Origin of the sequence: Mesorhizobium huakuii, from assembly GCF_030160235.1 — a bacterium.
Lineage (GTDB): Bacteria > Pseudomonadota > Alphaproteobacteria > Rhizobiales > Rhizobiaceae > Mesorhizobium > Mesorhizobium huakuii.
Map to the genome: position 1 here is coordinate 446,693 of NZ_BSNY01000012.1, position 22,418 is coordinate 469,110.

Annotated in this window: 17 protein-coding genes; 3 read left to right on the plus strand and 14 right to left on the minus strand. The window is 64.0% G+C overall.

The window, feature by feature from the left end:
• Positions 1-154: 154 nt before the first annotated feature.
• Positions 155-1,810: an ABC transporter substrate-binding protein gene (locus QQK95_RS06845; RefSeq protein ID WP_284270216.1), complete on the minus strand. Its 1,656-nt coding sequence runs from the start codon at positions 1,808-1,810 to the stop codon at positions 155-157.
• A gap of 117 nt (positions 1,811-1,927) precedes the next feature.
• On the opposite strand from QQK95_RS06845, the gene QQK95_RS06850 reads away from it, so the two are divergent.
• On the plus strand, positions 1,928-2,830 hold the full coding sequence (locus QQK95_RS06850) for a LysR family transcriptional regulator (protein WP_284270218.1): 903 nt from the start codon (positions 1,928-1,930) through the stop codon (positions 2,828-2,830).
• Positions 2,831-2,847: 17 nt separating this feature from the next.
• On the opposite strand, the gene QQK95_RS06855 is transcribed toward QQK95_RS06850, so the two are convergent.
• The 8 genes from QQK95_RS06855 to QQK95_RS06890 all read right to left on the minus strand — a co-directional run bounded on the left by QQK95_RS06855 (position 2,848) and on the right by QQK95_RS06890 (position 12,651).
• On the minus strand, positions 2,848-4,905 hold the full coding sequence (locus tag QQK95_RS06855) for an ABC transporter ATP-binding protein (RefSeq protein ID WP_284270221.1): 2,058 nt from the start codon (positions 4,903-4,905) through the stop codon (positions 2,848-2,850).
• Positions 4,898-5,776 (minus strand): ABC transporter permease, encoded by an 879-nt coding sequence (locus tag QQK95_RS06860; protein ID WP_284270223.1) that lies wholly within the window; start codon positions 5,774-5,776, stop codon positions 4,898-4,900. Before QQK95_RS06860 ends, QQK95_RS06855 begins: the two co-directional genes overlap by 8 nt.
• A complete protein-coding gene (locus tag QQK95_RS06865; protein WP_081294671.1) occupies positions 5,773-6,726 on the minus strand; it encodes an ABC transporter permease in 954 nt (317 codons plus the stop codon). The genes QQK95_RS06860 and QQK95_RS06865 overlap by 4 nt, the downstream gene beginning before the upstream one ends.
• A 71-nt stretch (positions 6,727-6,797) precedes the next feature.
• A complete protein-coding gene (locus QQK95_RS06870; RefSeq protein ID WP_284270225.1) occupies positions 6,798-8,462 on the minus strand; it encodes an ABC transporter substrate-binding protein in 1,665 nt (554 codons plus the stop codon).
• A gap of 262 nt (positions 8,463-8,724) precedes the next feature.
• Positions 8,725-9,909 carry a mandelate racemase/muconate lactonizing enzyme family protein gene (locus QQK95_RS06875; protein ID WP_284270226.1) on the minus strand — a complete coding sequence of 395 codons (1,185 nt, stop codon included), beginning with the start codon at positions 9,907-9,909 and terminating at the stop codon, positions 8,725-8,727.
• A 1-nt stretch (position 9,910) separates the two neighbouring features.
• Positions 9,911-11,014, minus strand: a complete 1,104-nt coding sequence (locus QQK95_RS06880; RefSeq protein ID WP_284270228.1) for a mandelate racemase/muconate lactonizing enzyme family protein — start codon at positions 11,012-11,014, stop codon at positions 9,911-9,913.
• Positions 11,015-11,050: 36 nt separating this feature from the next.
• On the minus strand, positions 11,051-11,743 hold the full coding sequence (locus QQK95_RS06885; RefSeq protein ID WP_284270230.1) for a GntR family transcriptional regulator: 693 nt from the start codon (positions 11,741-11,743) through the stop codon (positions 11,051-11,053).
• Positions 11,744-11,862: 119 nt separating this feature from the next.
• Positions 11,863-12,651: a HalD/BesD family halogenase gene (locus QQK95_RS06890; protein ID WP_284270232.1), complete on the minus strand. Its 789-nt coding sequence runs from the start codon at positions 12,649-12,651 to the stop codon at positions 11,863-11,865.
• Positions 12,652-12,752: 101 nt separating this feature from the next.
• Here QQK95_RS06890 and QQK95_RS06895 point away from each other — a divergent pair, with 101 nt between their 5' ends.
• A complete protein-coding gene (locus QQK95_RS06895; RefSeq protein ID WP_284270234.1) occupies positions 12,753-13,667 on the plus strand; it encodes a LysR substrate-binding domain-containing protein in 915 nt (304 codons plus the stop codon).
• Between the two features lie 38 nt (positions 13,668-13,705).
• Here QQK95_RS06895 and QQK95_RS06900 read toward each other — a convergent pair whose 3' ends face one another.
• Positions 13,706-14,860: an efflux RND transporter periplasmic adaptor subunit gene (locus QQK95_RS06900; protein WP_284270236.1), complete on the minus strand. Its 1,155-nt coding sequence runs from the start codon at positions 14,858-14,860 to the stop codon at positions 13,706-13,708.
• Between the two features lie 15 nt (positions 14,861-14,875).
• Positions 14,876-18,061, minus strand: coding sequence for an efflux RND transporter permease subunit (locus QQK95_RS06905; RefSeq protein WP_284270237.1), 3,186 nt, complete (start codon positions 18,059-18,061; stop codon positions 14,876-14,878).
• Between the two features lie 480 nt (positions 18,062-18,541).
• Between QQK95_RS06905 and QQK95_RS06910 the strand changes: the two genes are divergently transcribed.
• A complete protein-coding gene (locus tag QQK95_RS06910; RefSeq protein WP_095771432.1) occupies positions 18,542-19,132 on the plus strand; it encodes a TetR/AcrR family transcriptional regulator in 591 nt (196 codons plus the stop codon).
• A gap of 335 nt (positions 19,133-19,467) precedes the next feature.
• Here the strand turns inward: QQK95_RS06910 and QQK95_RS06915 are convergent, their stop codons facing one another.
• The 3 genes from QQK95_RS06915 to QQK95_RS06925 all read right to left on the minus strand — a co-directional run bounded on the left by QQK95_RS06915 (position 19,468) and on the right by QQK95_RS06925 (position 22,408).
• Positions 19,468-20,490: a LacI family DNA-binding transcriptional regulator gene (locus tag QQK95_RS06915; protein ID WP_284270244.1), complete on the minus strand. Its 1,023-nt coding sequence runs from the start codon at positions 20,488-20,490 to the stop codon at positions 19,468-19,470.
• A gap of 136 nt (positions 20,491-20,626) precedes the next feature.
• Positions 20,627-21,418 carry an ATP-binding cassette domain-containing protein gene (locus QQK95_RS06920; protein WP_284270245.1) on the minus strand — a complete coding sequence of 264 codons (792 nt, stop codon included), beginning with the start codon at positions 21,416-21,418 and terminating at the stop codon, positions 20,627-20,629.
• A gap of 3 nt (positions 21,419-21,421) precedes the next feature.
• Positions 21,422-22,408 carry an ABC transporter permease gene (locus QQK95_RS06925; RefSeq protein WP_284270248.1) on the minus strand — a complete coding sequence of 329 codons (987 nt, stop codon included), beginning with the start codon at positions 22,406-22,408 and terminating at the stop codon, positions 21,422-21,424.
• Positions 22,409-22,418 lie beyond the last annotated feature (10 nt).

Consider the following 22,418-nt stretch of genomic DNA (forward strand, 5'->3'; position numbering starts at 1 on the left):
AGATGAACCTGGATTGAGCCATGGTGCCGGAGAGGGTTTCCAGGCGGCGGGCTTCCCCTGCATCGAGCCGCTCGAACGATGGCCCCCCATCGCTCTTCGCAGCCTGCCAGCGGATAGCCTCACCGCCCGAAAGCAGAATTGTCCAATCCAGCCTCTATCCCAGCGACACGCGGTCGAGCAGCAGACCGGCGGCGATCGGCGGCAGGCCGCTGACATTCTTGCGCACCGGCACCAGCAGGTCCGGGAAGTAGCTGAAAATGACCGGCGTCTCGTCGAGCAGCAGCTTCTGGATGTCGGAGGCCGCCGCACGCTGCGCGCCGATGTCGAGCGCCTTGAGGTATGAAGTGACCATGCCGTCATAGGCTGGATTCTTGAAATGCGCCGCATTCCACGGGCCGTCGCTGACCAGCGGGCTTTTCAGGAACACGTTCGGCACGCTGCGGTGCGCGTAGTCGGTGATCCCCAGCGGGCTGTCCAGCCAGTCCGACTGGCCGAACACCGCCTTGCCGTAATATTTGTCCTGGTCCTCGATGTTGAGCGCGATGCGGGCGCCGATCTCCTTGGCGAAATTCTGGAACAGCTGCGCGTAGCCCGGAATGTCGGAATAGCGCAGCGTCGTCAGGGTAATGTCGAAGCCGTTGGCGAGGCCGGCCGCCTCCATCAGCTGCTTGGCCTTGGCGATGTCCTGGACGCGCTGCGGCACCGTCTTGTCAGTGGCTGGAAAGGCCGGCGCGAACGGGCTGTCATTCCCGGTCGCCGCCATGCCGCGGCACAGGCCGTCGACCAGCTTGGAGCGGTCGATGCTAAGCGCCAGTGCCTGGCGTACGCGCTTGTCGGTGAAGGGACCGGTGTCGCAGCGCATGTGCAACTGGCGGTGCGCGGTCGAGGCGACGCGCAGCACCGTGATGTCGGGACTGTTGAGCACCACCTGGCTGACGTCGAGCGGCACCGCGTCGAGGACGTCGACCTCGCCGGCCTGCAGCGCCAGGATGCGCGGCTGCACGTCGCCGTAGAACTTGAACTCGAGCCGGTCGGGCAGCGCCTTCTCGCCCCAATAGTCGGGATTGCGCACGAAGGTGGCGCCGACCTTCGGCGTGTAGCTTTCCAGCCGGAACGGCCCGGTGCCCTCAAAGGTCTTTTCGTAGTCGCCCTTGTAGCTCGCCGGCAGGATGACGGCGTTGTAATTGTCGATCGACACCGAATAAGGAAAGCTGCCGTTCGGCGCATCGAGATGGAAAGCGACGGTGTGGTCGTCGACTTTCTGCGTGCCGCCCTTCGACAGCAGGCCCTTGAACACCGAAAGCGCGTTCGAGGCGCCTTTGGGGTCGGCGAGGCGATCGAAGGTCGCGACGACGTCGTCGGCCTTGAAGTCCTCGCCATTGTGGAACTTCACGCCCTTGCGCAGCTTGAAGGTCCAGACACTGCCGTCCGCGTTCGGCGACCAGCTTTCTGCCAGCACCGGCTTCAGGGTGAGGTCCGGCTGCGTGATGCAGAGGAATTCGGCGGTCTGGAAAACCAGCTGGTAGCTGCCGCTGTCATAGTAGGTGACGGGATCGATGGCGCCGCCCGGCGTTGCCACGCCGGCGCGCACCGTGCCGCCCGGCTTGCCCTCGGCGCGGGCTTTCTGGGTGCCGAGGCCCGCGGCCGCGACAAGGCTGCCCAGGAACGGCAGGGAAAGACCGAGAACGCTGCCATGGCGCAGGAAATCGCGGCGGTCGAGCCGGCCGGCCAGCAATTCATCGACAGCGGAATTTTCGATTGCCGTCAGGTTTTTGCGAGCAGTGTCGATCGTCATGAAATGCCTTGGCATGGCTGCATTCCTCGCTTGCCCTTGGGGGATCGGCCATTTAGGTCATTGTTGATCGCGACCGGAAAGCGATATTTTTTGATAGGGTCCATCGAAATTTTCGATGCGGGAGTGAATGCCATGGACACCGAGAACCTGCGCAGTTTCCTGGAGGTTGCCGAGCATGGCAGCTTCACTGTCGCGGCCGGCCGGCTCAACCTCGCGCAATCCACGGTCAGTGCGCGCATCAGGGGGTTGGAGGAGCAGTTGGGGCGCCGGCTTTTCGTGCGCGACCGCGACGGCGTCACGCTGACGCCGGCCGGGCGGCAATTCCTGCCGCACGCCTCCTCCATCACCCGCACCTGGGAGCAGTCGCGGCAAGACATCGCCGTTCCCGATGGCTATGAGAGCCTGCTGCGGCTGACTGGTCCCGCCTATCTGTGGGAGCGCATCACCTCTCCATGGGTCGAGTGGATGCGCGCCAGGCGGCCGAACGTGGCGCTGCGGCTCGAAGGCAGCTTTCCGGATCTGGCCATTGACCAACTGGCGGAAGGCCTACTCGACATCTGTATCCTCTATTTGCCGCGCCCGCATCCCGGCATCGTCTATGAGACGCTGGCCGTCGATCAGGTCGTGCTCGTCCAGCACGCGGCACAGACCAAGCCCTGGACCGAGAACTATATTCTCATGGACTGGGGGCTCGAATTCCGCATCGAGCATGACCGCGCCTTTGCCGGCATGGTCAAGCCGGCGATTTCCGCCGGGCTGGTCTTCATCGGGCTGCAGCATGTGCTGTCGCAGCAGGCGGCCGCCTATCTGCCGCTCAGCGCCGTCAGCGGCCATATCGAGCGCGGCGAGATGCGACGCATCGACGACGCGCCGATTTTCCAGCGGCCGATCTATCTCGCCTATCCCTCGAACCCGGTCTCGTCCGACGTGCTCGACGTCGCGCTGACGGGCTTGCGCTCGCTGGCCAGGAACTGGGCGGACGGTCAGGGCTTTTCGGAAGGCGACCGTTCCCTGGGCCTGCCCAGCCGGAGGTAGCCGGCCGCGATGCCTTGCTATGCCGGTTCGGTGACGACCGCCTTCTGCAGCCTGGCGAGCTCCGGGTACGGGATATGGCAGCGGATCGAATGGCCGGGCTGCGCCTCGGCCAGCGGCGGCTCCTGCTGCTCGCAGATCGGGCCGATCTTGCGCGGGCAGCGCGTGTTGAAGACGCAGCCCGGGGGTGGGTTGGTGGCGCTGGGGATCTCGCCGTCGAGCCGGATGCGCGCCGTCTCGGTCTGGTCGAGCTGGGGCACGGCCGACAGCAGCGCTTCGGTATAGGGGTGATGCGGCCCGGAGAAGACTTCCTCCGATGGCCCGATCTCCATGATGCGGCCGAGATAGAGCACGGCAATCTTGTCGGAGAGGTAACGCACGACGCCAAGGTCGTGCGAGATGAAGATGTAGCTGACGTCCTCCTTCGATTGCAGGTCGGCGAGCAGGTTGAGGATCGCCGCCTGGACGGAGACGTCGAGTGCCGAGGTCGGCTCGTCGCAGACGACGATGCGCGGATCGCCGGCGAAGGCGCGCGCAATGGCGACGCGCTGCTTCAGGCCGCCCGAGAGCTGGCGCGGCTTGACGGCCAGATGCCGGTCGGTGAGGCGCACCGCGCGGACGAGGTCGTCGAGGCGTGCCTCCTGCGCCTTGCCGGAAAGGCCGGCCAGCCGCTTCAAGGCGCGGCTAAGGATGTGGCGGATCGAATGCGAGCGGTTGAGGGCCGAGTCCGGGTTCTGGAAGACGATCTGCATCGCCTTGACCTGATCGTCGCCGCGGTTTTCCAGTTTCGGCGCCAGCGCCTTGCCCTCGAGTTCGATGGTGCCGCCGTCATCGGGCGGCACCAGGCCGAGCAGCAGCCTGGCGAAGGTGGTCTTGCCGCTGCCGGATTCGCCGACCAGCCCCAGCGTCTCGCCGGGCCTGAGATCAAGCGAGACATCCTTGACGGCGCGCAAGGGATGGCCATGGCTGGCATAGGTCTTGTTCAGCCCGGCGACGCGCAGCACCGGCGCGGTTGTCGGCTTGGGCGCTGTCGCAACATCGCTCGGTGTGGCGCGCGGCAGAGCTTGCGCCTTGTCGTGGTGGAAGCAACGAGACAGGCGCTTGCCGCGCTCGTCACTCAGATCATAGAGCGGCGGCAATTCGGTGCGGCAGCGATTGTCGGCGAGCGCGCAGCGGTCGGCAAAGGCGCAACCCTTGATGTCGGCGCCAATGCCCGGCAGGAAGCCCGGAATGGTGTCGAGCCGGCCCTGGTCCTTGCGCTGGCCGCCGCGTGGCAGGCAGCGAAGCAGCGCGACCGTATAGGGATGGCGCGGGTCGTTGAAGACGACATCCGTCGGTCCTTCCTCGACAAGCATGCCGGCATAGAGCACGCCGACGCGGTCGCACATGTTGGAGACGACAGCAAGGTTGTGGCTGATGAACAGGATGGAGGCCGACAGCTCTTGCCTGAGCTGCGCGATGAGGTCGAGCACCTCTGCCTCGACCGTCGCGTCGAGGCCGGTGGTCGGCTCGTCGAGGATCAGCATCGAGGGGTCGTTGGCCAGCGCCATGGCGATCGCCACGCGCTGCTGCATGCCGCCGGAGAGCTGGTGCGGATAGCGCTGCATGACGCTTGGCGGATCGGAGATACGCACCCGGTTGAGCATGGCAATGGCGCGATCGGTCGCCGCCTGTCCCGTGACACCGCCAAGCTCGAAGATCTCGGTCAGTTGCCGGCCGATGCGGATCGACGGGTTCAGCGCCTTGCCGGGATCCTGATAGACCATCGAGACGCTTTCGGCGCGCGCCCGCCGCAAGGCCTCGGCATCGAGCTTCATGACGTCCTGGCCATCGAGCGAGATCACGCCGCCCAATATCGAGCCGTTTCTTGGCAAATAGCGCACGACGGTGAGCGCCACGGTGGATTTGCCGCAGCCGGACTCGCCGACCAGCCCATAGGCCTCGCCTTGCCTGATGTTGAGGCTGAGATTGCGTAGCACGGCACGATTGCGCCCGGCCACCCGGTAGGCGACCGACAGATCGGTGAGTTCGAGGGCGTTTTCAGCCTTTGCCGGTTTAGTCGGGGCGGAGTTAGTCATTGAGCGCTCCATGAACGCCGTCGGCCACCAGGTTGACACCGATCACCAGCGAGGCAATGGCGAGCGCGTCGAACAGCACCGTCCACCAGAAGCCGCCGCCGATCATGCCGTAATTGCTGGAGATCGAAAGTCCCCAGTCGGGAGAGGGCGGCTGGATGCCGAAACCCATGAAGGAGAGCGTGGCGACCGCGAAGATGGCGTAGCCCAGCCGCACGGTGGTTTCGACCAGGATCGGCGGGATGACGTTGGGTAGGATCTCGACGAACATCGTGTGGAAGGCGCTCTCGTGCCTCAGCTGCGCGGCGGCGACATAATCGAGTTCGCGCTCGGCCAGCACCGCCGAGCGCACGGTGCGCGCAATGATCGGCGCGAAGCTCAAGCCGATGACGATGATGACGGTGGCCTTGGAGGTGCCCAGCGCAACGATGGCGAGCAGCGCGACAATGACCACCGGGATGGCCATGAAGGCTTCGAGGATGCGGCTGACGACATCGTCGACGATGCCGCGGAAATAGCCGGTAAGCAGGCCTAGTGCCGTGCCGGCGATCGTCGCCAGCAGGGTTGCCAGCGGGGCGACGGTGAGGATGTCGCGCGAGCCGACGATAACGCGCGAGAAGACGTCGCGGCCGATCTGGTCGGTGCCGAACCAATGTTCCGACGAAGGCGGCGCCAGCGCGTTGATGATGTCGTCGGCGAGCGGATCGTAGGGTGCGAAGTGCTCGCCGAACAGTGCGCAGGCGACCCAGAACAGCACGATGACAAGACCGACAAGGAAGGTGCGCGAGCGCATGAGCGAGAAAAAGACGTCCGCCATGGGGCTGCGCCGGCGCGTGTCATCTTGCGTGGGAGAAGTGGTCTGGACGGCGCTCATTGGTCTGACCCCAGCCGGATGCGTGGATTGAGCACGGAATAGAGGAAGTCGGCGATCAATGTCGCCACGGCATAGACGATGCCGATGGTGAGGATGCCGGATTCCAGCATCGGAAAGTCCTTGCCGCGCGCGGCGGTGAAGATCAACGAACCGATGCCCTGGTAGCGGAACAGCGTCTCGATCACCACCAGGCCGCCGATGAGATAGCCGGTCTGGGTGGCAATGACGGTAATAGTCGGCAGCAGCGCATTGCGCAGCACATGGCGCCAGATCACCGTGCGCCAGGGGAGGCCCTTGAGCACCGCCGTTCGCGTATAGTCGGAATCGAGCGCCTCGATCATGCCGGAGCGCGCCATGCGGGCGATATAGCCGAACAGCACCAGGAACAGCGGCAGCGACGGCAGGATCAGATAGTAGAGCTGGGTGAAGAAGCCTGCATCCTTCGGCCATGCCGCCGAGATCGGCAGCCAGCGCAGCCACACGCCGAAGATCAGGATCAGGATGATGCCGGTGACGAATTCAGGCAGCACCGTCACGGACAGGCCGCCCAGGCTGATGATGCGATCGAGCGGGCGGTTGAGGTTGAGCGCGGCCACCACCCCGCCCAGAATGCCGATCGGCACCACCAGCACGAAGGCGACCGCGGCCAGCTTCATCGAATTGCCCAAGGCATCGATGACGAACGGCGCCACCGGCGAGCGGAAGATGTAGGACGTGCCCATGTCGCCGCGCACGAAGTTCCAGATCCAGGTCGCATATTGGGTGAGCAGCGGGCGATCGACGCCCAACGTATGATTGAGGGCGTCGACCGCGCGCTGGTCGGCAAACGGCCCCAGGATCGCGCGTCCGACATTGCCGGGCAGCACCTGGCCGCCCAGGAACACCATGATGCTGAGCAGGAACAACGTAACCAGCGACAGCGACACACGCCGTGCAAAGAAGGAGAGAATGGCTAAGACTCCTTGTGGAGCCAGCTCCGCGCGGGAGCTGGCTGTTAGAGGATTGGCTTTCCCTTTTCGTTTTAGGCCTTCGATGCCTTTTCCAGGAACAGCTGCGACATGGCCGTCGGCTGCACGCCGGCTACGCCTTTCGCCGTCGCCGTCAGATAGTCGTAGAAGTAGCCGAAGATGACGGGCGTTTCCTCGAGCAGCAGCTTCTGGATCTTGCCCGCCGTCGCCTTTTGCGCCTCGAGATCGAGCGCCGCGATATAGCTGGTCGCCAGCGTGTCATAGTCCTTGTTCTTGAAGTGCGCGGCGTTCCAGGTGCCGTCGCTCTTCAGCGGTGCTGCAAGGTACACGTTCGGCACGCCGCGGTGTCCGTAGTCGGTGATGCCCATCACCGAATCCAGCCAGTTTGACTTGCCGAACACGGCGTCGCCGTAATAGGCGCCCTGGTCGAGGATGTTGAGCTCGAGCTCGATGCCGATTTCCTTGACCCAGTTCTGGATGAGCTGCGCGTATTCTGGGATTTCCAGGTAGCGCTCGGTGGTCAGCGTCACCTTGAAGCCCTTGCCGGCGCCCGCCGCTTCCATCAGCTGCTTGGCCTGCGCGATGTCCTGCTTGCGCTGAGGCACGCTGGTATCGGTCGAAGGATAGGCAGGCGCGAACGGGCTGTCGTTGCCGGGCGAGGCGCGGCCCTTCATCAGGCCGGCGACCAGCTTGTCGCGATCGAGGCTGAGCGCGATGGCGCGGCGCACGCGTGGGTCCTTGAACGGATCGGAATCGCAGCGCAGATGAAGTTGCTGGTGCGCGACCGACTTCAGGCTGATGATGTCGACGCTCGGATCATTGAGCAGGGCGACGCCCGCGAGCACCGGCATCTGGTTGATGATATCGATCTGTCCGCCCTGCAGCGCCAGGATCTGCGGCTGCATGTCGGCGAAGAAGGTGAATTCGGTGCGCGCCGGCAGCGCCTTTTCGCCCCAGTAGTCTTCGTTGCGGACGAAGGACGCGCCGACCTTGGCGGTGTATTTTTCGATCTTGAACGGCCCGGTGCCGTCGAAGCTTTTCTCGTAGTCGCCCTTGTAGCTCGCCGGTATGATGACGGCGTTGTAATTGTCCGACGACACCATGTAGGGGAAGTTGCCATTCGGCGCGTCGAGATGGAATTCCACCGTGTAGTCGTCGACCTTCTTGGTGGCGCCCTTCTGCAGGATCCCGGTGAACACCGACAGCGCGTTGGACGAGTTTGCCGGGTCGGCGAGGCGATCGATGCTGGCCACGACGTCGTCGGCCTTCATCTCGCCGCCTGAGTGGAATTTCACGCCCTTGCGCAGCTTGAACGTCCACACCGTGCCGTTGTCGTTCGGCTTCCAGCTTTCAGCGAGTGCCGGCTTGAGCACCAGGTCGGGGCCGTCGACGCAGAGGAATTCGGCAACCTGCTGCATGACCAGCAGGCCGCCGGCGTCGGCGATCGTGACCGGGTCGATGGTTGCCGCCGGCACGCTGCTGCCGACGCGGATGGTGGCGCCGGGCGCGCCCTGCGCGCGGGCGAGCGATGTCATGCTGCCGAAGCCGGCAGCAGTGGTGATGCCGCCCAGAAGCGGCAGCGACAGGCCGAGCAGGCTGCCGTGGCGAATGAAGTCGCGGCGGCTCACACGGCCGTCGACGAGACCGTCGATGAGATGGTTTTCGAGCGGCGAGCGATTGCGCCGGATGAGGTCGAGAATGCGGTAGTTCTTGCTCATGGGTTTAACCCTTTCCCCTTGTTTCTTATGGCTGAAGAATGCACTTTCAGTTGACGAAATTCCGTGGAGTTCTCCTGTCCCGGCCATCAACAAAGTCAGTCGACCGGGACTGTAGCATGCTGTCTTTTCTGGTCCATCCGATCCTTGCGGCGCGAGGGTCAGATTTTCTTGAGGTCATGCTTTCACCTGTCAGGCGCTGCCGTGGCGATCCAGCTGCGGCGGACCCTTTGTTGTCGGCCAGTCTCCTTTCCTTCTCGGTCTCCTAGTTCAGCGGCAGGCGGCGATACGTGCCGGGCTTCGCCGGGTCGTGATATTTGTTGCACGGGCCGTTCTCGACGAAATCGCGGTGGCAGGCCGCGAGGTTTTTCCGCGACAAGGTGACGCCGAGACCGGGGCCTTCCGGGACGCGCACGACGTTGTTCCTCGGCGAAAACGGCCCTTCCTCGGTGATATCCATGGGCTGCATGCGAAACAGCGACTGGTTCGGCTCCCGGATCCAGCCGAGCGCCGCGCACAGATGCAGATAGGCCGCGCTGCCGATGCCGCTATCGCCGCTGTAGCACCAGAAATCGACGCCGGCGTGCTCGCAGGCGCCGACGAAACGCGTGAGGCGGCCGATGCCGCCATGCGCCGTCGGATTGCCGACGAAGGCATCGGGAACCTTGAGGTCCATGGCGCGTGCTATGTCGATGTTGTGGGTCGAGAACGGGATCGAGCAATGCTGCCGCAACTGGCGCATCTCCTCGAGCGTCGCCACCGGATCCTCCCAGTTGCGTACGCCGAGCTCTTCGAGCGGCCGGGCCAGCCGCCGCGCCGTTGCCAACGAATAGGCCTGGTTGGAATCGACGCGGATCATCGCCTCGTCGCCGAGTTTTGCGCGGATCAGTTCGACCATTCTGAGCGAGATTTTCGGGTCTTCGGTCGAGAATTTGCCTTCGAAGAAGGTCGTTCCATGCGTCTCGTGCAGCTCGACGCAATAGTCGGCGACTTCTTCCGGCGTCGTCTCGCCCTTCACATTAGGCCCCTCGCCGCGCAGCGAAAAGTAATCGGTGAACGGGATGTCCTTGCGTACGGCGCCGCCGAGGAGCTGGTAGAGCGGCTGCTTCCACGCCTTGCCGCGCAGGTCCCAAAGCGCCATCTCGACCGCGCCGAAGGCCATGATGCGGCTGCGGTCGTTGATCGACTGGACGCCTGTCCAGTAGGGCAGGCAGACATGCTCGGCGCCGGCGATGTCGAAGGCATCGCGGCCTACCAGGCGTTCGGCCAGAATACCATTGATGATCGCGGCAGCCGCCGGCGTCGGCGCCTCGCCGAGGCCGATCAGCCCATCCTCGGTCTCGACCTCGACAATGGTCTGCGAAAAACCGTCGAGCTCGCCGAACACCCAGCCATAGGGAGCTTCGAGACGAAGATTGATCGGTGTGGCCGTGATGCCGCGGATCTTCATCTCAGCCGATCTCGAAGAAAGGTTTGCCGAGCAGGCTCGGGTCCACGTCGATGCCGAGGCCGGGTCCGTCTGGAATGCCCATATGGCTGCCGGTGACCGGCGGGGCGTTGAAGGCCGTGCGCACCGTCACCCACTCATGGAAGGCGATGGCATGCAATCGCCGCTCCTGCGGCGTAGACAGCGATAGATGCGCCATCGCTGCCGTGTCGATCTCGGCGCCGCCTGTGTCCTCTACCGTGATCATGAAGCCAAGGTCGACGGCAACGTCGCGGATCTGGCGCGTCTTCGTCACGCCGCCCAGCCGCGAGATCTTCAGTGTCAACCCGTCGGCCGCGCCCAGGCGGTGAATCTCCAGCATCTCTTCCAGCGAGGTGACGGATTCGTCGAGCACCATCGGCTTGTCGAGCATGCGGCGCACCGACATGTTCTCCTCGATCGTCGTGCAGGGCTGTTCGAATGTGTAGTCGATGCCACGCGTGGCATCGGCGAACTGCCGTGCCTGATAGGGCGTCCAGCCGGCATTGGCGTCGCAGAAAATCACCGTACCTTTCGGCACGGCCGAGGCGACTGTCGTTACCCGCTCGATGTCGTCGTGCACATTGCCGCCGACCTTGACCTGCAGACGGCGACAGCCCTCTGCGATGATCCTCTTTGCCAGCGCCGCCATCTGATCGAGCGTGCCGTGGGTGACGACCCGGTAGGTCTCCGCCATATCGCTTTCGCGGCCGCCGAGCATGGTCACCAGCGGCACGTCGGCGGCGCGCGCGGCGAGATCCCAGCAGGCCATGTCAAGCGCCGACTTGATGTAGGGATGGCCCTTGAACACCGTGTCCATCAGCCGGCCGATGCTGGCCAAGCCGCGCGGATCGTGGCCGATGAGATGCGGCGCGATTTCCGGCACGCCGGCGCGGGCGCCGGCCGGAAACGCGGCCGAGTAGAAATTGCCGAGCGGCGCCATCTCGCCCCAGCCGGTCAGGCCGCTGTCGGCGGTGATGGCGACGATCACCGCGTCGAAGGCGTCGGCCTGGCGTCCCTTGGACATGCGGTAGGGGCCGTCCACGAAAGGCTGCACGACATGGTAGGCTTTGATGGATTTGATCTGCACTCTGTCTGTCCGCTGGTCACAATGTCTGGGAGTTGGTCAGGCGCCCTTTGACGGGCGCTGTTCGAGGCTGCGCGCATAGGAGAGCAACTGCTCGAAGTCGAGATTGATATGCTCGCGTGCATGACGCTGGGCAGCGCGCATATCGGTGCCCTTCATCAGTTGCACGTAAGTCTCATGGACGTCCTCGGCCGGCACCGGCTCGTTGCGCGCATGCTGGTGCAGTGCGAAATACATCTGCAGCCGGCTGGTCAGCCGCTGCCAGGTTTCCAGAAGCACTGAATTGTCGGCCCATTCGTAGATCAGTCCATGCAGTTGCAGCGCCGTTTCGATCTGCCTTGTGGTGTCGAGGTTGCGTGTCGCCTGCTTCACCGCTTCGTGGCGCCGGTCAAGTTCATCGAAGAAACGCTGGTCGCGCTGTGGCCATGTCCGTTCGATGGCGAACTCGTCCAGCACCTGGTTGAGCGAATAGGCATCGTCTATGTCCTTGGCGGTGACGTCGATGACGAATGTGCCGGCATAGGGAATGCTGGTCAGGATGCCTTCCTGCACCAGCTCGCGCATCGCCTCGCGCAATGGCGCGCGGCTGACCCGCATCTGTTCGGAGATCCTGAGCTCATTGAGCTTCTGGCCTGGTTGCAGTTGCCCGGTCAGGATGGCGCGCCGCAGCAGCGCGACGATTTCGGCGCGACGCGTCGTATCGGCAATCGGGCTGAAATCCGTCTTCACCATCCGGCCCACTCCAGCGAGTACAGTCGGCAAGACAATCAGATTGTCGACAATCTAACAAGATGGCATTTTCGGATTTTTCGTCGCCGTCCGCACCTCCGGAACGGACGCGGTCTGGCGGCTCAGGCCGTGCGGCCGTAGAAGCCGACCCGCTCCTCGGCGCTGAACATCACACCTGGTTTCTCGTAGTAGGAGAACACCGCGATCATGCGTTCGCGCTCGCCTTCGACCGTGGTGACGCGGTGCGCGGTGTTCTTGCCGCGGAAGACATTGAGCGTACCCGGCTTCATGCGCAGGATCTTGGCGTCGGGATCACGCCCTTCGAGCAGCCGCGCGACACCATCATAATTCGGGTCGTCATCCGATCTGAGGTCGGTGCGGTATTCCAGGTCGCCGCCGCGCTCCGCCTGCTGCAGCAGCAGCGTCGTGGTGAATTCCGAGCGGTCGAAATGCCAGTTCAACGCCTCGCCGGCGCGATAGGCCATCACATTGGTGCGGGCCAGCGGATCCTGCATGACATGCAGCCTTTCCTTGCCCATCGTCGCCGCCAGGAACCGCACCAGCGGTTCGTACTCATAGATCGCCAGAACCGTGCTGTCGGGAATCTGGTCGGCGCAGACGGTGTGGCTGATGGTCTCGACCTTGCGCAGGGCCGGATGGTCGGGTGCGAGTTCGGGAATGCTGGGCTTGAAATAGATGTTGTGCATCCGTTTGTGGACATGGGACCGCGTGTCCATGACCGGCTTGATTTCCCGCACCGCCTGTTCGGCGACGCCGGGCCGCAAAAAGCCTTCGAGATTGAACATGCCGTCGGCCCTGAGGGCTTCGATCGACTGTTCGACGAGGCGCTTCCATTCGGCGCTGCCTTCGCGGTCAAGCGGATAACGGTCGAGATCGAGGATGTCTTTCATGTCGCGTGCTCCATCGGTTGGGCACAGAAGACCGCAAAAAATTCTTTCTCTCAACGCCGAAAATTATTAGGATTGATCAAGAAAAACTTATGGAGCCTGGCATGGAAAAACTGCCGCCGCTGAACGCGATCAAGGCCTTCGAGGTCGCCGCCCGCTCCGGCACCTTCACTTTGGCGGCAGTTGAGCTTGGCGTGTCCTCGGCGGCGGTCAGCCAGCAGATCCGCAATCTCGAAACCTGGTTCGGTAAGCAGCTGTTCGTGCGCACAGGCAACCGCATCACCCTGACAGACGCCGGTCACGCCATCTATCCGCAGACCGCGCGGGCGCTGGGCGACATCGCCGCCATCGGCCAGCGCATGCTTGAGGGTGGCTTGAGGACGCGGCTTGTCGTCAGCGTGCCGTTCTCGCTGGCGGAGCTGTGGCTGGCGCCGAGGCTGGCCGCTCTTCTCGAGGCCTTCCCGCATATGGCGATCGACGTGCGCGCGGAGGACGATCCGATCGACTTGATGCGCCAAAATGTCGATCTGCGCATCTCCTATGGCGACTATCACTATCCCGGCTTGCGCATGGTCCGCCTCGTCCATGACGATGTGCTGCCCGTCTGCGCGCCGGAATTCTGGCACCGGCACGGCAGTGGCGATCCGGGGCTCACGGACCTGCATGAGAGCCTGTTCATCCACACCAATTGGGGGCCGAACTATGCCTCGCACCCGAGCTGGGCCGACTGGTTCGCGGCATGTGGCGGCAGTCGCTCGCCCGATCCGTCGCATGGGCGGCGTGTCGGTCTTTCAAGCCTGGCGATCGCCTCGGCGAGGCTGGGTCTGGGTATTGCGCTCGGACAGCGTGTGATGGCGCAGGCCGATCTGGAGGCCGGCCGTTTGATCGCGCTGTCATCGGTCTCGGTGCGCCTCGGTCATCCCTATTGCGCCTTCATGCCGCCGGCCAAGGCCGACCGCGCCGATGTGGCCGCTCTTGTCGGCCTGCTTGTGAATGCGGCGCCCACGACCCGTGGGTAGGTCGAGGGCGCCGCGCGGAAACCGGGCCTGCGGGGGTGTCAGGTAGCCGGTTTCTGTGGCAGTGGCGAGATCGGCATTCCGGGCCCGATCTTCTGCAGATTGCCTGTGATCACCTGGTCGCCTTCCGAGACGCCGCTCAGGATGGCCACCAGATCGCCGCTGGTCGGGCCGAGCGAGACCAGCCGCTGGTCGACCGTATTGCCCTTGCCGACGACGTAGAGATATTTGCCGAGCTGACTCGAACCCAGCGCCGTCTGCGGCACCATCAGCGCGTCAGGCTGTTGCCTGATATGCAGCCGCACGCGGACGTATTGGCCAGGCATGAGCGCGAACTTCGCATTGCCGATGGTGGCGCGCGCGGTGATGGTGCCGGTCGAGTGGTCGACCGTGTTGTCGATGAAGGTGAGTTCGCCCTTCTGGCTGGTCTCGGTCTGGCCCGGCAGCAGGACTTCGACATCGACCGGGCCGGCCGCGCGGGCCTGCTCGATCTCGGCCAGATCCGTCTCGCTCGGATTGAAGGTGACATAGATCGGGTCGAGCTGCACCAGCGTGTTGAGCACCGTGCCGGCGACGCTGACCAGCGTTCCGACCGAAGCCTGGTTGCGGCCGAGGCGCCCGGTGAACGGAGCATGGATCTCGGCGTAGCTCAGATTGAGCTCCGCCGTGCGCACGGCCGCCTGGTTGAGCGCCAGCGACGCCTGCGCTTCGCGCAAGGTGCTGGTGCGCTGGTCGAAACTGTCCTTGTCCAGGTAACCGCTCTTGGCGAGCTCGGTGCCGCGGCCGAGATTGGACCGCGCGTAGTCGAGCGTCGCCGTATCGCGCTGGACCTGGGCTTTCGCCTGGTCGAGCGCGGCCTGGAAGTCGTCAGGCGAGATCCTGTAGAGAAGGTCGCCCTGCCGTACATCCGCGCCGTCCTGCGCCGTCTGTTCCTGCAAATATCCGGGCACGCGCGCCTGCAGCGTGATGCTGCGGATGGGCTCGATGCGGGCGGCATAGTCGAGATAGATCGGGATCGTCTTCTTGACGACATTTGCCACCGGCACCGGCATGACGAATGCGGCCGGAGCGGGTGTTGCCGCACCGGCCGTGCCGGCGCTCAGCCTGAGATTGCCCATATCGAGCAGGTGAACGCTGGCCACGGAGATCGCGCCCAGCGCGACGGCCGCTCCCAAAGCAATTTTCCATTTACGCATAATATTTCTCCAATCTTATTCGGCCGCTTCCGCCAGGGGAGGGAAGGCGGGTTCGGCAGTTGGTTCAGTATGCTTGGAGGCGGGTTCGCCGCTTTCGCGGCGCTCCCGCAGCTGTTCGATGACCGCGTAGAAGACCGGCACGAACACCAGCGACAGGATGGTCGCGGCGACCATGCCGCCAAACACCGTGGTGCCGATTGACTGGCGGCTTGCGGCACCGGCGCCCGTCGCGAACATCAGCGGCAGCACGCCGAGGATGAAGGCGAAGGCCGTCATCAGGATCGGCCGCAGCCTGAGCCGCGCGGCTTCCATCGCCGCCTCGACGATGCTCAAGCCTTCCTCGCGCCGCCGCCTGGCGAACTCGACGATCAGGATCGCGTTCTTCGCCGCCAGGCCGATCAGCATGACGAAGCCGATCTGCGAGTAGACGTCGATCTGCATGCCGCGCACCGACAGGGCCGCGAAGGCGCCGAACAAGGCCAATGGCACCGCCAGCAGCACCATGAACGGCATCGCCCAGCTCTCATACTGCGCCGCCAGGATCAGGAAGACGAAGACGATGGCGAGGCCGAAGACGACGGACGCGATCGAACCCGCCTTGAGCTCCTGGAAGGTGATGCCGGTCCATTCGAAACCGAAATCTCGGGGGAGCGCGGTGGCCGCCGCCCGTTCCATGGCAGCGACCGCCTGGCCCGAGGAGAAGCCCGGTGCGGCACCGCCATTGATCGAGGCCGACGCGTTGTTGTTGTAGTGCGGCACGGTCTCCGGGCCGACGAACGGCACCAGCTTGCCCAGCGTGCTGAGCGGCACCATGCCGCCCGAGGCGTTGCGCACATAGAGCCGCGAAATGTCGGCAGCACCCGCGCGTGCATCCTTGTCGGCCTGGATGGTGACCCGGAAGGTGCGGCCGAACAGGTTGAAGTCGTTCACGTAGAGCGAGCCGAGATAGATCTGCAGCGTGTTGAAGACGTCGGGCAGGTTGAGGCCGAGAAGCTTGGCCTTGCTGCGGTCGAGGTCGTAGTTGAACTGCGGCGTCGAGGTCGAGAACGGCGAGAACAGCTGCTGCGGATTGATTTCCGGCTGCTTGCGCGCCTCGGCGATCACGGCTTGCGTCGCATCGTTGAGGGCCGTGCTGCCGCGACCGGTGAGATCCTCGACGACGAACTCGAAGCCGCCCGTGGTGCCGATGCCCGGGATCGAAGGCGGATCGAAGGAGAGCGCGAAAGCTTCCGGAATCTGCATCAGCTTGCCGCGCACATCGGCGACGAGCTTCGATGCACTCTGGTCGGGGCCACGCTCTTCCCATGGCTTGAGGATGGCGAACTCGACCGCCGAGTTCGACTGTGCCGCGCTGGTCAGGAAGTTCAGGCCGCTGATCGAGCCGACAATGTCGACGCCGGGCGTCGCCTGCAGGATGTCGCGCGCCTTCTGGGCCACCGCGTCGGTGCGCTCCAGCGAGGCACCGTCGGGCAACTGGATGACGACGAAGAAATAGCCCTGGTCCTCGACCGGAAGGAAGGTCGAGGGCAGTTTCTGCCAGACGAAATAGGTGGCGACCAGTCCGGCCGCGAACAGGCCGAGCATGATCCAGCGCAGGCGGATGAGGAAACGCACGCCATGGGCGTAGGCGTGGGATATCTTGTCGAAGCCGGTGTTGAACCAGCGGAACAGGAAGAACTGCGGCCCATGCCGATGGCGCAGGAAAGCGGCACTGAGGGCAGGGCTCAGCGTCAGCGAATTGAAGGCCGAGATGCCGACCGAAATCGCCACCGTCAGCGCGAACTGGTTGTAAAGCCGCCCGGAGACGCCGGGAATGAAGGCGACCGGCACGAACACGGCCATCAGCACCGCTGTGGTGGCGATGATCGGGCCGGTGACTTCGGCCATTGCGGCCTTGGTCGCCGCCAATGGTTTCAGTCCCGCCTCGAGTTGTCGCTCGACATTCTCGACCACGACAATGGCGTCGTCGACAACGAGGCCGATCGCCAGCACCATGCCGAGCAGGGACAGCATGTTGAGCGAGAAGCCCAGCATCTCCATGACGACCAGCGTCGCCACCAGCGACACCGGAATGGCGATGGTCGGGATGATGGTCGTGCGCCAGCTCTGCAGGAAGATGAACACCACGGCGACGACCAGAACCAGCGCTTCGCCGAGCGTGATCAGCACGTCATGCATCGATGCCGAGACGAAGCGCGTCGTGTCGTAGTGCATGGCGTAGGACACGCCCTTCGGAAAACGCGCCGACAGTTCCTGCATCTTGTCCTTGACGCGCTGCTGGAGGTCGAGCGCGTTGGAACCGGGCATCTGGTAGACCGCGAGAACCACGGTCGGGTCCTTGCCGAAGAAGGCCGAGGACGAATATTGCAGCGCGCCGAGCTCGATGCGCGCGACGTCGCGCAGCCGCACCAGCGAGCCTGTGTCGGTGTTGGCGCGCACCACGATGTCGCCGAACTCCTTTGGGTCGCTCAGGCGGCCGACCGCGTTGACCTGCATCTCGAAGGCGGTGCCGGCGGGCGCCGGCGACTGGCCGATCTTGCCGGCCGCCACCTGGACGTTCTGCTCGGCGATGGCATTCTGCACGTCGACGGCGGTGATGCCGAGATTGGCGAGCTTGTCCGGATCGAGCCAGACGCGCATCGAATAGCGCCGCTCGCCGAAGATCTGCACGTCGCCGACGCCTTGCAGCCGCTTCAGCGGATCGACAACTTGCAAATAGGCGAGGTTCGACAGCGCCACCGGATCGACCGACTTGTCGGGCGAGGTGAGGTTGACGATGAGGACGAAGTTCGGGTTCTGCTTCTTGATCGTCACGCCGCCCTGGTTGACGATCGCCGGCAGCGAGGAGGCCGCCTGCGAGACGCGGTTCTGGACGTCGACGGCGGCGGTGCTCAGGGAATAGCCGACATCGAAGGTGATGGTGATGGTCGAGGAGCCGTCATTGGAGCTCGTCGACGACATGTAGGTCATGCCCTGCACGCCGTTGATCTGCTGCTCCAGCGGCGTCGTCACCGTATCGGCCACGACTTGCGCGCTGGCGCCCGGATAGTGGGCGCTGACCACGACCTGGGGCGGCGTGATGTCTGGGAACTGCGAGACCGGCAGCAGGAAATAACAAATCGTCCCGGCGAGCACCATGATGATGGCGATCGCCGAGGCGAAGATCGGACGGTGAATGAAGAAGTTTACCACGACACACATGCCTCGCCGGCTGCTCTTGCCCGCCCGAAGGCGCTGGCAACTCTGGACAACTGGCCGTGCCCGTCACGGGAGGCTTCCCGTGAACGCAGCAACGGCACCTCATCACGCTGCCCATCGGCAAGCGAACGAAGCATCCTCTCGAAGGCTCGGGGGTCGACCCCATCTGCCTTCATGACCAGCCGGATCATCGGATCCCGGACGGCCTCATCTATGGTAAGATCGCGGCGCTGTGGCATTGGCCGGCTCCTTGTCTGTCGATTCGCAGCCCATGCTCGCGAACCGTTTTTCATTTCCTCACCGGCCGGAGCCGCATGATTGGCAGTTTTTCGTCCGTCTCATCTGGCAGGACCAGTTCACCGCCTTGTTATTGACGACGGGCGACATAGGTGTTACCAGTAAGTAACATTCTGGAAGTTACAGACCGGTAACACCCTAGTCAAGAGGTGGCCGAGGGTTTTTTGGAAACGAAAGGAGATCATGATGACAGACGGCGTCGTGGAGCGCTCTCGTCCCCGGGATCGGATCCTGGAGACGGCACGCGACATGTTCCACAAGCACGGCATCAAGGGCGTCGGCGTCGACGCCATCACCGAAGCTGCCGGCACGAACAAGATGACGCTCTATCGTCACTTCGAATCCAAGGACGAACTGATCGTCGAGTGCCTGCGTGCCAATGCGGCCAAGGCCGGCGCCATGTGGGACGCTTTCGAGGCCGAGTTTCCCGGCGACAAGCTCGCGCAGTTGCATGCCTGGGTTCGCAAGGCGGCCGCCATGCTCAATGCCGACGGCCGCGGCTGCGACATGGCCAATGCCGCCGCTGAGCTGACCGAGCCGGACCATCCGGCGAGGCTGGTGATCAAGGAACTTAAGGAAGCCCAGCGCGAACGCCTTGTGGCGCTATGCCGGGGTGCAGGCATCGGTCAGGCCGAACTGCTTGCCGATACGCTGTCGCTGCTGTTCGAGGGCGCCCGTGTCAGCGTGCAGACCGTGGGCGCCGAAGGCCCGAGCACGCAGTTCGTGCGCATGGCCGAAGGGCTGATTGTTTCCTTCCGGGGTACCGCCGCCGGTTGAAATCCGCCGCGCCTGTCGGCGATTTGCCGGTCGTATGACTGAGCGATGCCTGCCGCCCTTTAGTGCGGGCGGCACAGGAATTCCGACGGCTGAATGAAAAAAGCCCGCTGCCGGGAGGAGGTGGCAGCGGGCTCGATTTCGAATGTGGCGCGGGAGGAGGTGCACCCCATTCAGCGTCGGCATCGCATCTGGGAGGAGTAGATGGCCGACAACCAGAACCTACGAATTGCCCAATGATTCGGCAACAATGAATTGTGCATAGCTGCTGTGCAGATTTGCCGTATCAATTATCAGACAAATCCATGAAGCTGGGCTTGCCCCGAGGCGACCCCGCCTTATTGCACCGGCACATTTTCCCTGAAGATCAGGCGCGGCTCGATGAATTTCCGGGTGAGATAGGGCGCCGACGAGGCGATGGACCCGAGCAGGCGGATGACCGACTGTTCGGCGATCAGCCTGGCGTTCTGGTCGATGACGACGTCGGCGAGGTCGTCGACGAGATAGCCGCGCGTCTCCTTCGTCAGGTCGTGGCAGATGAACACCGGCTTGCGGTTGGGTCTTGCTTCCCGGATGGCTTTGGCGACGCCGGAGCGTCCGGCCCCGACGCAATAGATGCCGAGCAGTTCCGGTTCGTTGTGCAGCGCCTTCATGGTCTCGGCATAGCTCGCATCCGGTTCGTCATTGATCTCGACGGCGCTGGTCACGGTGAGGTTGGGAAACTCTTCCCCGAGCACCGAGCGAAAGCCCATTTCCCGCTCCTCATGGCCGCGATAGGAGCGTGAGCCCACGACCATCGCCAGATGGCCCTCGCGGCCGCCGAGGAAGCGGCCCATCAGAAGTGCCGCCGTTCGCCCCGCCACCCGGTTGTCGATGCCGACATAGGCCGAGCGGGGAGCGGCCGGAATATCGGACACCAGCGTCACCAGGCGGATACCGGCTTCGACAATGTCGCGCAGGATGTTGCGGGTTCGCGGATGGTCGATGGCGATGACACCGACGCCATTGGCCCTCAGCGACAGGTTTTCCACCGCGCTCTGCAGCGCGTTCGGCGAGATGCCGGCGAGGCTGTGGATCCGGCAGGAGGCGACCAGCGGCAGGCGCGATGCATAGTCCTCGATGTGCCTTGCCAGGTCCTGCATGAAGGCGTTGCTGCCGATCGGCAGGAAGAATTCGAGGTTTGCGGGCTTGGAGGGAAGCGTCACCTGGTCGGCGACCGGCAGATAGCCGAGCTGCTTGGCGGCCTCCATCACGCGCTGCCGGTTGGCGGCGCTGGCGCCCGGCCTGTTGTTGAGCACCCTGTCGACCGTCGCGGTCGAGAGCCCGCAATTCCTGGCGATGTCGGAGACGGTGGCCTTCATGCCGCAACCCTACGCGCCGATGCGATCGCGCGCCAGACAAGCGATTTGTCGGGCGATACGTTCCGAGGGACAGGCGATCGGCACCCATCACCGCCATGCGCATTGAGTTCATTCGGCAAGACGGATCCGCCCGTCCTCAGTGCGACGGCTTGCCGTCGGCGACGGCGTCGCGAATTTCCTTGTCCGACATGCCGGTGATGATCCGTTCGACTTCCGCCACGGTTGTCTTCTTCGGGTCGATGTCGTCGGCGACCACCTTGCCCCGGCGCATGACGACGATACGGTCGACCACCTGGAAGACGTGATGGATGTTGTGCGCGATGAAGATGCAGGAATGGCCGGAATCGCGGGCGCTGCGCACGAAGCTCAGCACGCCTTGTGTCTCGGCGACGCCAAGATTGTTGGTCGGCTCGTCGAGGATGATGAGGTCGCTGTCGAAATGCATGGCGCGTGCTATCGCCACCGCCTGGCGCTCGCCGCCAGAGAGCGAGCCGATTGGCGTCGTCGGTGGAATGTTCTTCGAGATGCCGACCTGTTTGAGCAGGTCGCGGGCGACGTTGTTCATCGCCTCCTGGTCCATGCGGTTGAGGAAACGCGGCGGCTTGATCGGCTCGCGCCCGAGGAACAGATTGCGGGCGATCGACAGTTGCGTGACCAACGCGGAATCCTGGTAGATCGTCTCGATGCCCTGCGCGATGGCGTCGCTGGTGCTGCGCAAGGTGACCTTCTTGCCGCGGATGAAGATGTCGCCGCTGGTCAGCGGCACCGCGCCCGACAAGACCTTGATCAGCGTCGACTTGCCGGCGCCATTGTCGCCGAGCAGGCCGACGATCTCGCGCTCGTTGACATGGAAATTGGCATCCTCCAGCGCCTGGACGCGACCATAGGACTTGCGGATGTTCTGCATGCGGATCAATGGCTCGGCCATGGTTCAAGTCCCTGCCTGATGCCGGCGTTCCAGCCATGAGTGAAGCGCCATCATGCCAAGGATGATCGCACCGATGAAGATGTTGTAGGCAAGGCCGGGCACGCCGATCAGCACAATGCCGTTGCGCATCACGCGCAGGATCAGGATGCCGAGCACCGTGCCGATGATGGTGCCGCGTCCGCCGGTCAGCGCCGTGCCGCCGATCACCACCATGGCGATGACTTCGAGTTCGTAGCCGGTGCCGCTGTTGGGATTGGCGGCCGACGTGCGCAGCGAGGAGATGACGCCGGCCAGCGAAGCCATGAGCGACGACAAGACGAACAGGCCGATCTTGACGCGGTTGACATTGACGCCACGGGCACGCGCTGCGTTGGGATTGCCGCCCGCCGCCTGGATCCAGTTCCCGACCCGGCTCTGCGTCAGCACATAGCCGAGCGCGATCGCAGCGGCGATGAACCAGAACAGCGACATGTAGATGCGGAATGGCCCGATGAAGAAGTCGCCGACCAGCGCTTCCGCCAGCCAGCTGCCCTCGGCGCTCCAGGTGCGCTGCGGAAAACCGTCGGTGATGAAAAGCGCGCTGCCGCGCACCACGAGCAGCATGCCGAGCGTTACCAGGAAGGACGGGATCTTGAGTTGCGTGACGAACCAGCCATTGACCAGGCCGATCAAGGCGGCAACCACCAGCGCGGCAACGAAGCCCATCTCCAGCGAGGTGACGCCGCTGTTGAACAGCGTCCACATCAGCACCGGCGAAAAGCCGAACAGGGAACCGACGGACAGGTCGAATTCGCCTGATGTCATCAGCAAGGTCATGGCCAAAGCAATCAGGCCGAGTTCGACCGTGAAGGCCAGCGTGTTGGAGATGTTCTGCGGCGACAGGAAGTCATGGTTGAAGCCCCAGAAAACGCCGATCTCGACGATGAGCAGCACAAAGGGACCGAATTCAGGCCGCGCAATCAGGCGTTGGACAAGCGAATGATTTTCCACTGGGAACCCG

Coding starts and splice junctions, on each gene's coding strand:
- QQK95_RS06845 (WP_284270216.1), bottom strand. CDS start 1,810: ATGCCAAGGCATTTCATGACGATCGACACTGCTCGCAAAAACCTGACG.
- QQK95_RS06875 (WP_284270226.1), bottom strand. CDS start 9,909: ATGAAGATCCGCGGCATCACGGCCACACCGATCAATCTTCGTCTCGAA.
- QQK95_RS06920 (WP_284270245.1), bottom strand. CDS start 21,418: ATGGCCGAGCCATTGATCCGCATGCAGAACATCCGCAAGTCCTATGGT.
- QQK95_RS06885 (WP_284270230.1), bottom strand. CDS start 11,743: ATGGTGAAGACGGATTTCAGCCCGATTGCCGATACGACGCGTCGCGCC.
- QQK95_RS06860 (WP_284270223.1), bottom strand. CDS start 5,776: ATGAGCGCCGTCCAGACCACTTCTCCCACGCAAGATGACACGCGCCGG.
- QQK95_RS06915 (WP_284270244.1), bottom strand. CDS start 20,490: ATGAAGGCCACCGTCTCCGACATCGCCAGGAATTGCGGGCTCTCGACC.
- QQK95_RS06910 (WP_095771432.1), top strand. CDS start 18,542: ATGACAGACGGCGTCGTGGAGCGCTCTCGTCCCCGGGATCGGATCCTG.
- QQK95_RS06890 (WP_284270232.1), bottom strand. CDS start 12,651: ATGAAAGACATCCTCGATCTCGACCGTTATCCGCTTGACCGCGAAGGC.
- QQK95_RS06855 (WP_284270221.1), bottom strand. CDS start 4,905: ATGACTAACTCCGCCCCGACTAAACCGGCAAAGGCTGAAAACGCCCTC.
- QQK95_RS06905 (WP_284270237.1), bottom strand. CDS start 18,061: ATGTGTGTCGTGGTAAACTTCTTCATTCACCGTCCGATCTTCGCCTCG.
- QQK95_RS06870 (WP_284270225.1), bottom strand. CDS start 8,462: ATGAGCAAGAACTACCGCATTCTCGACCTCATCCGGCGCAATCGCTCG.
- QQK95_RS06900 (WP_284270236.1), bottom strand. CDS start 14,860: ATGCGTAAATGGAAAATTGCTTTGGGAGCGGCCGTCGCGCTGGGCGCG.
- QQK95_RS06850 (WP_284270218.1), top strand. CDS start 1,928: ATGGACACCGAGAACCTGCGCAGTTTCCTGGAGGTTGCCGAGCATGGC.
- QQK95_RS06895 (WP_284270234.1), top strand. CDS start 12,753: ATGGAAAAACTGCCGCCGCTGAACGCGATCAAGGCCTTCGAGGTCGCC.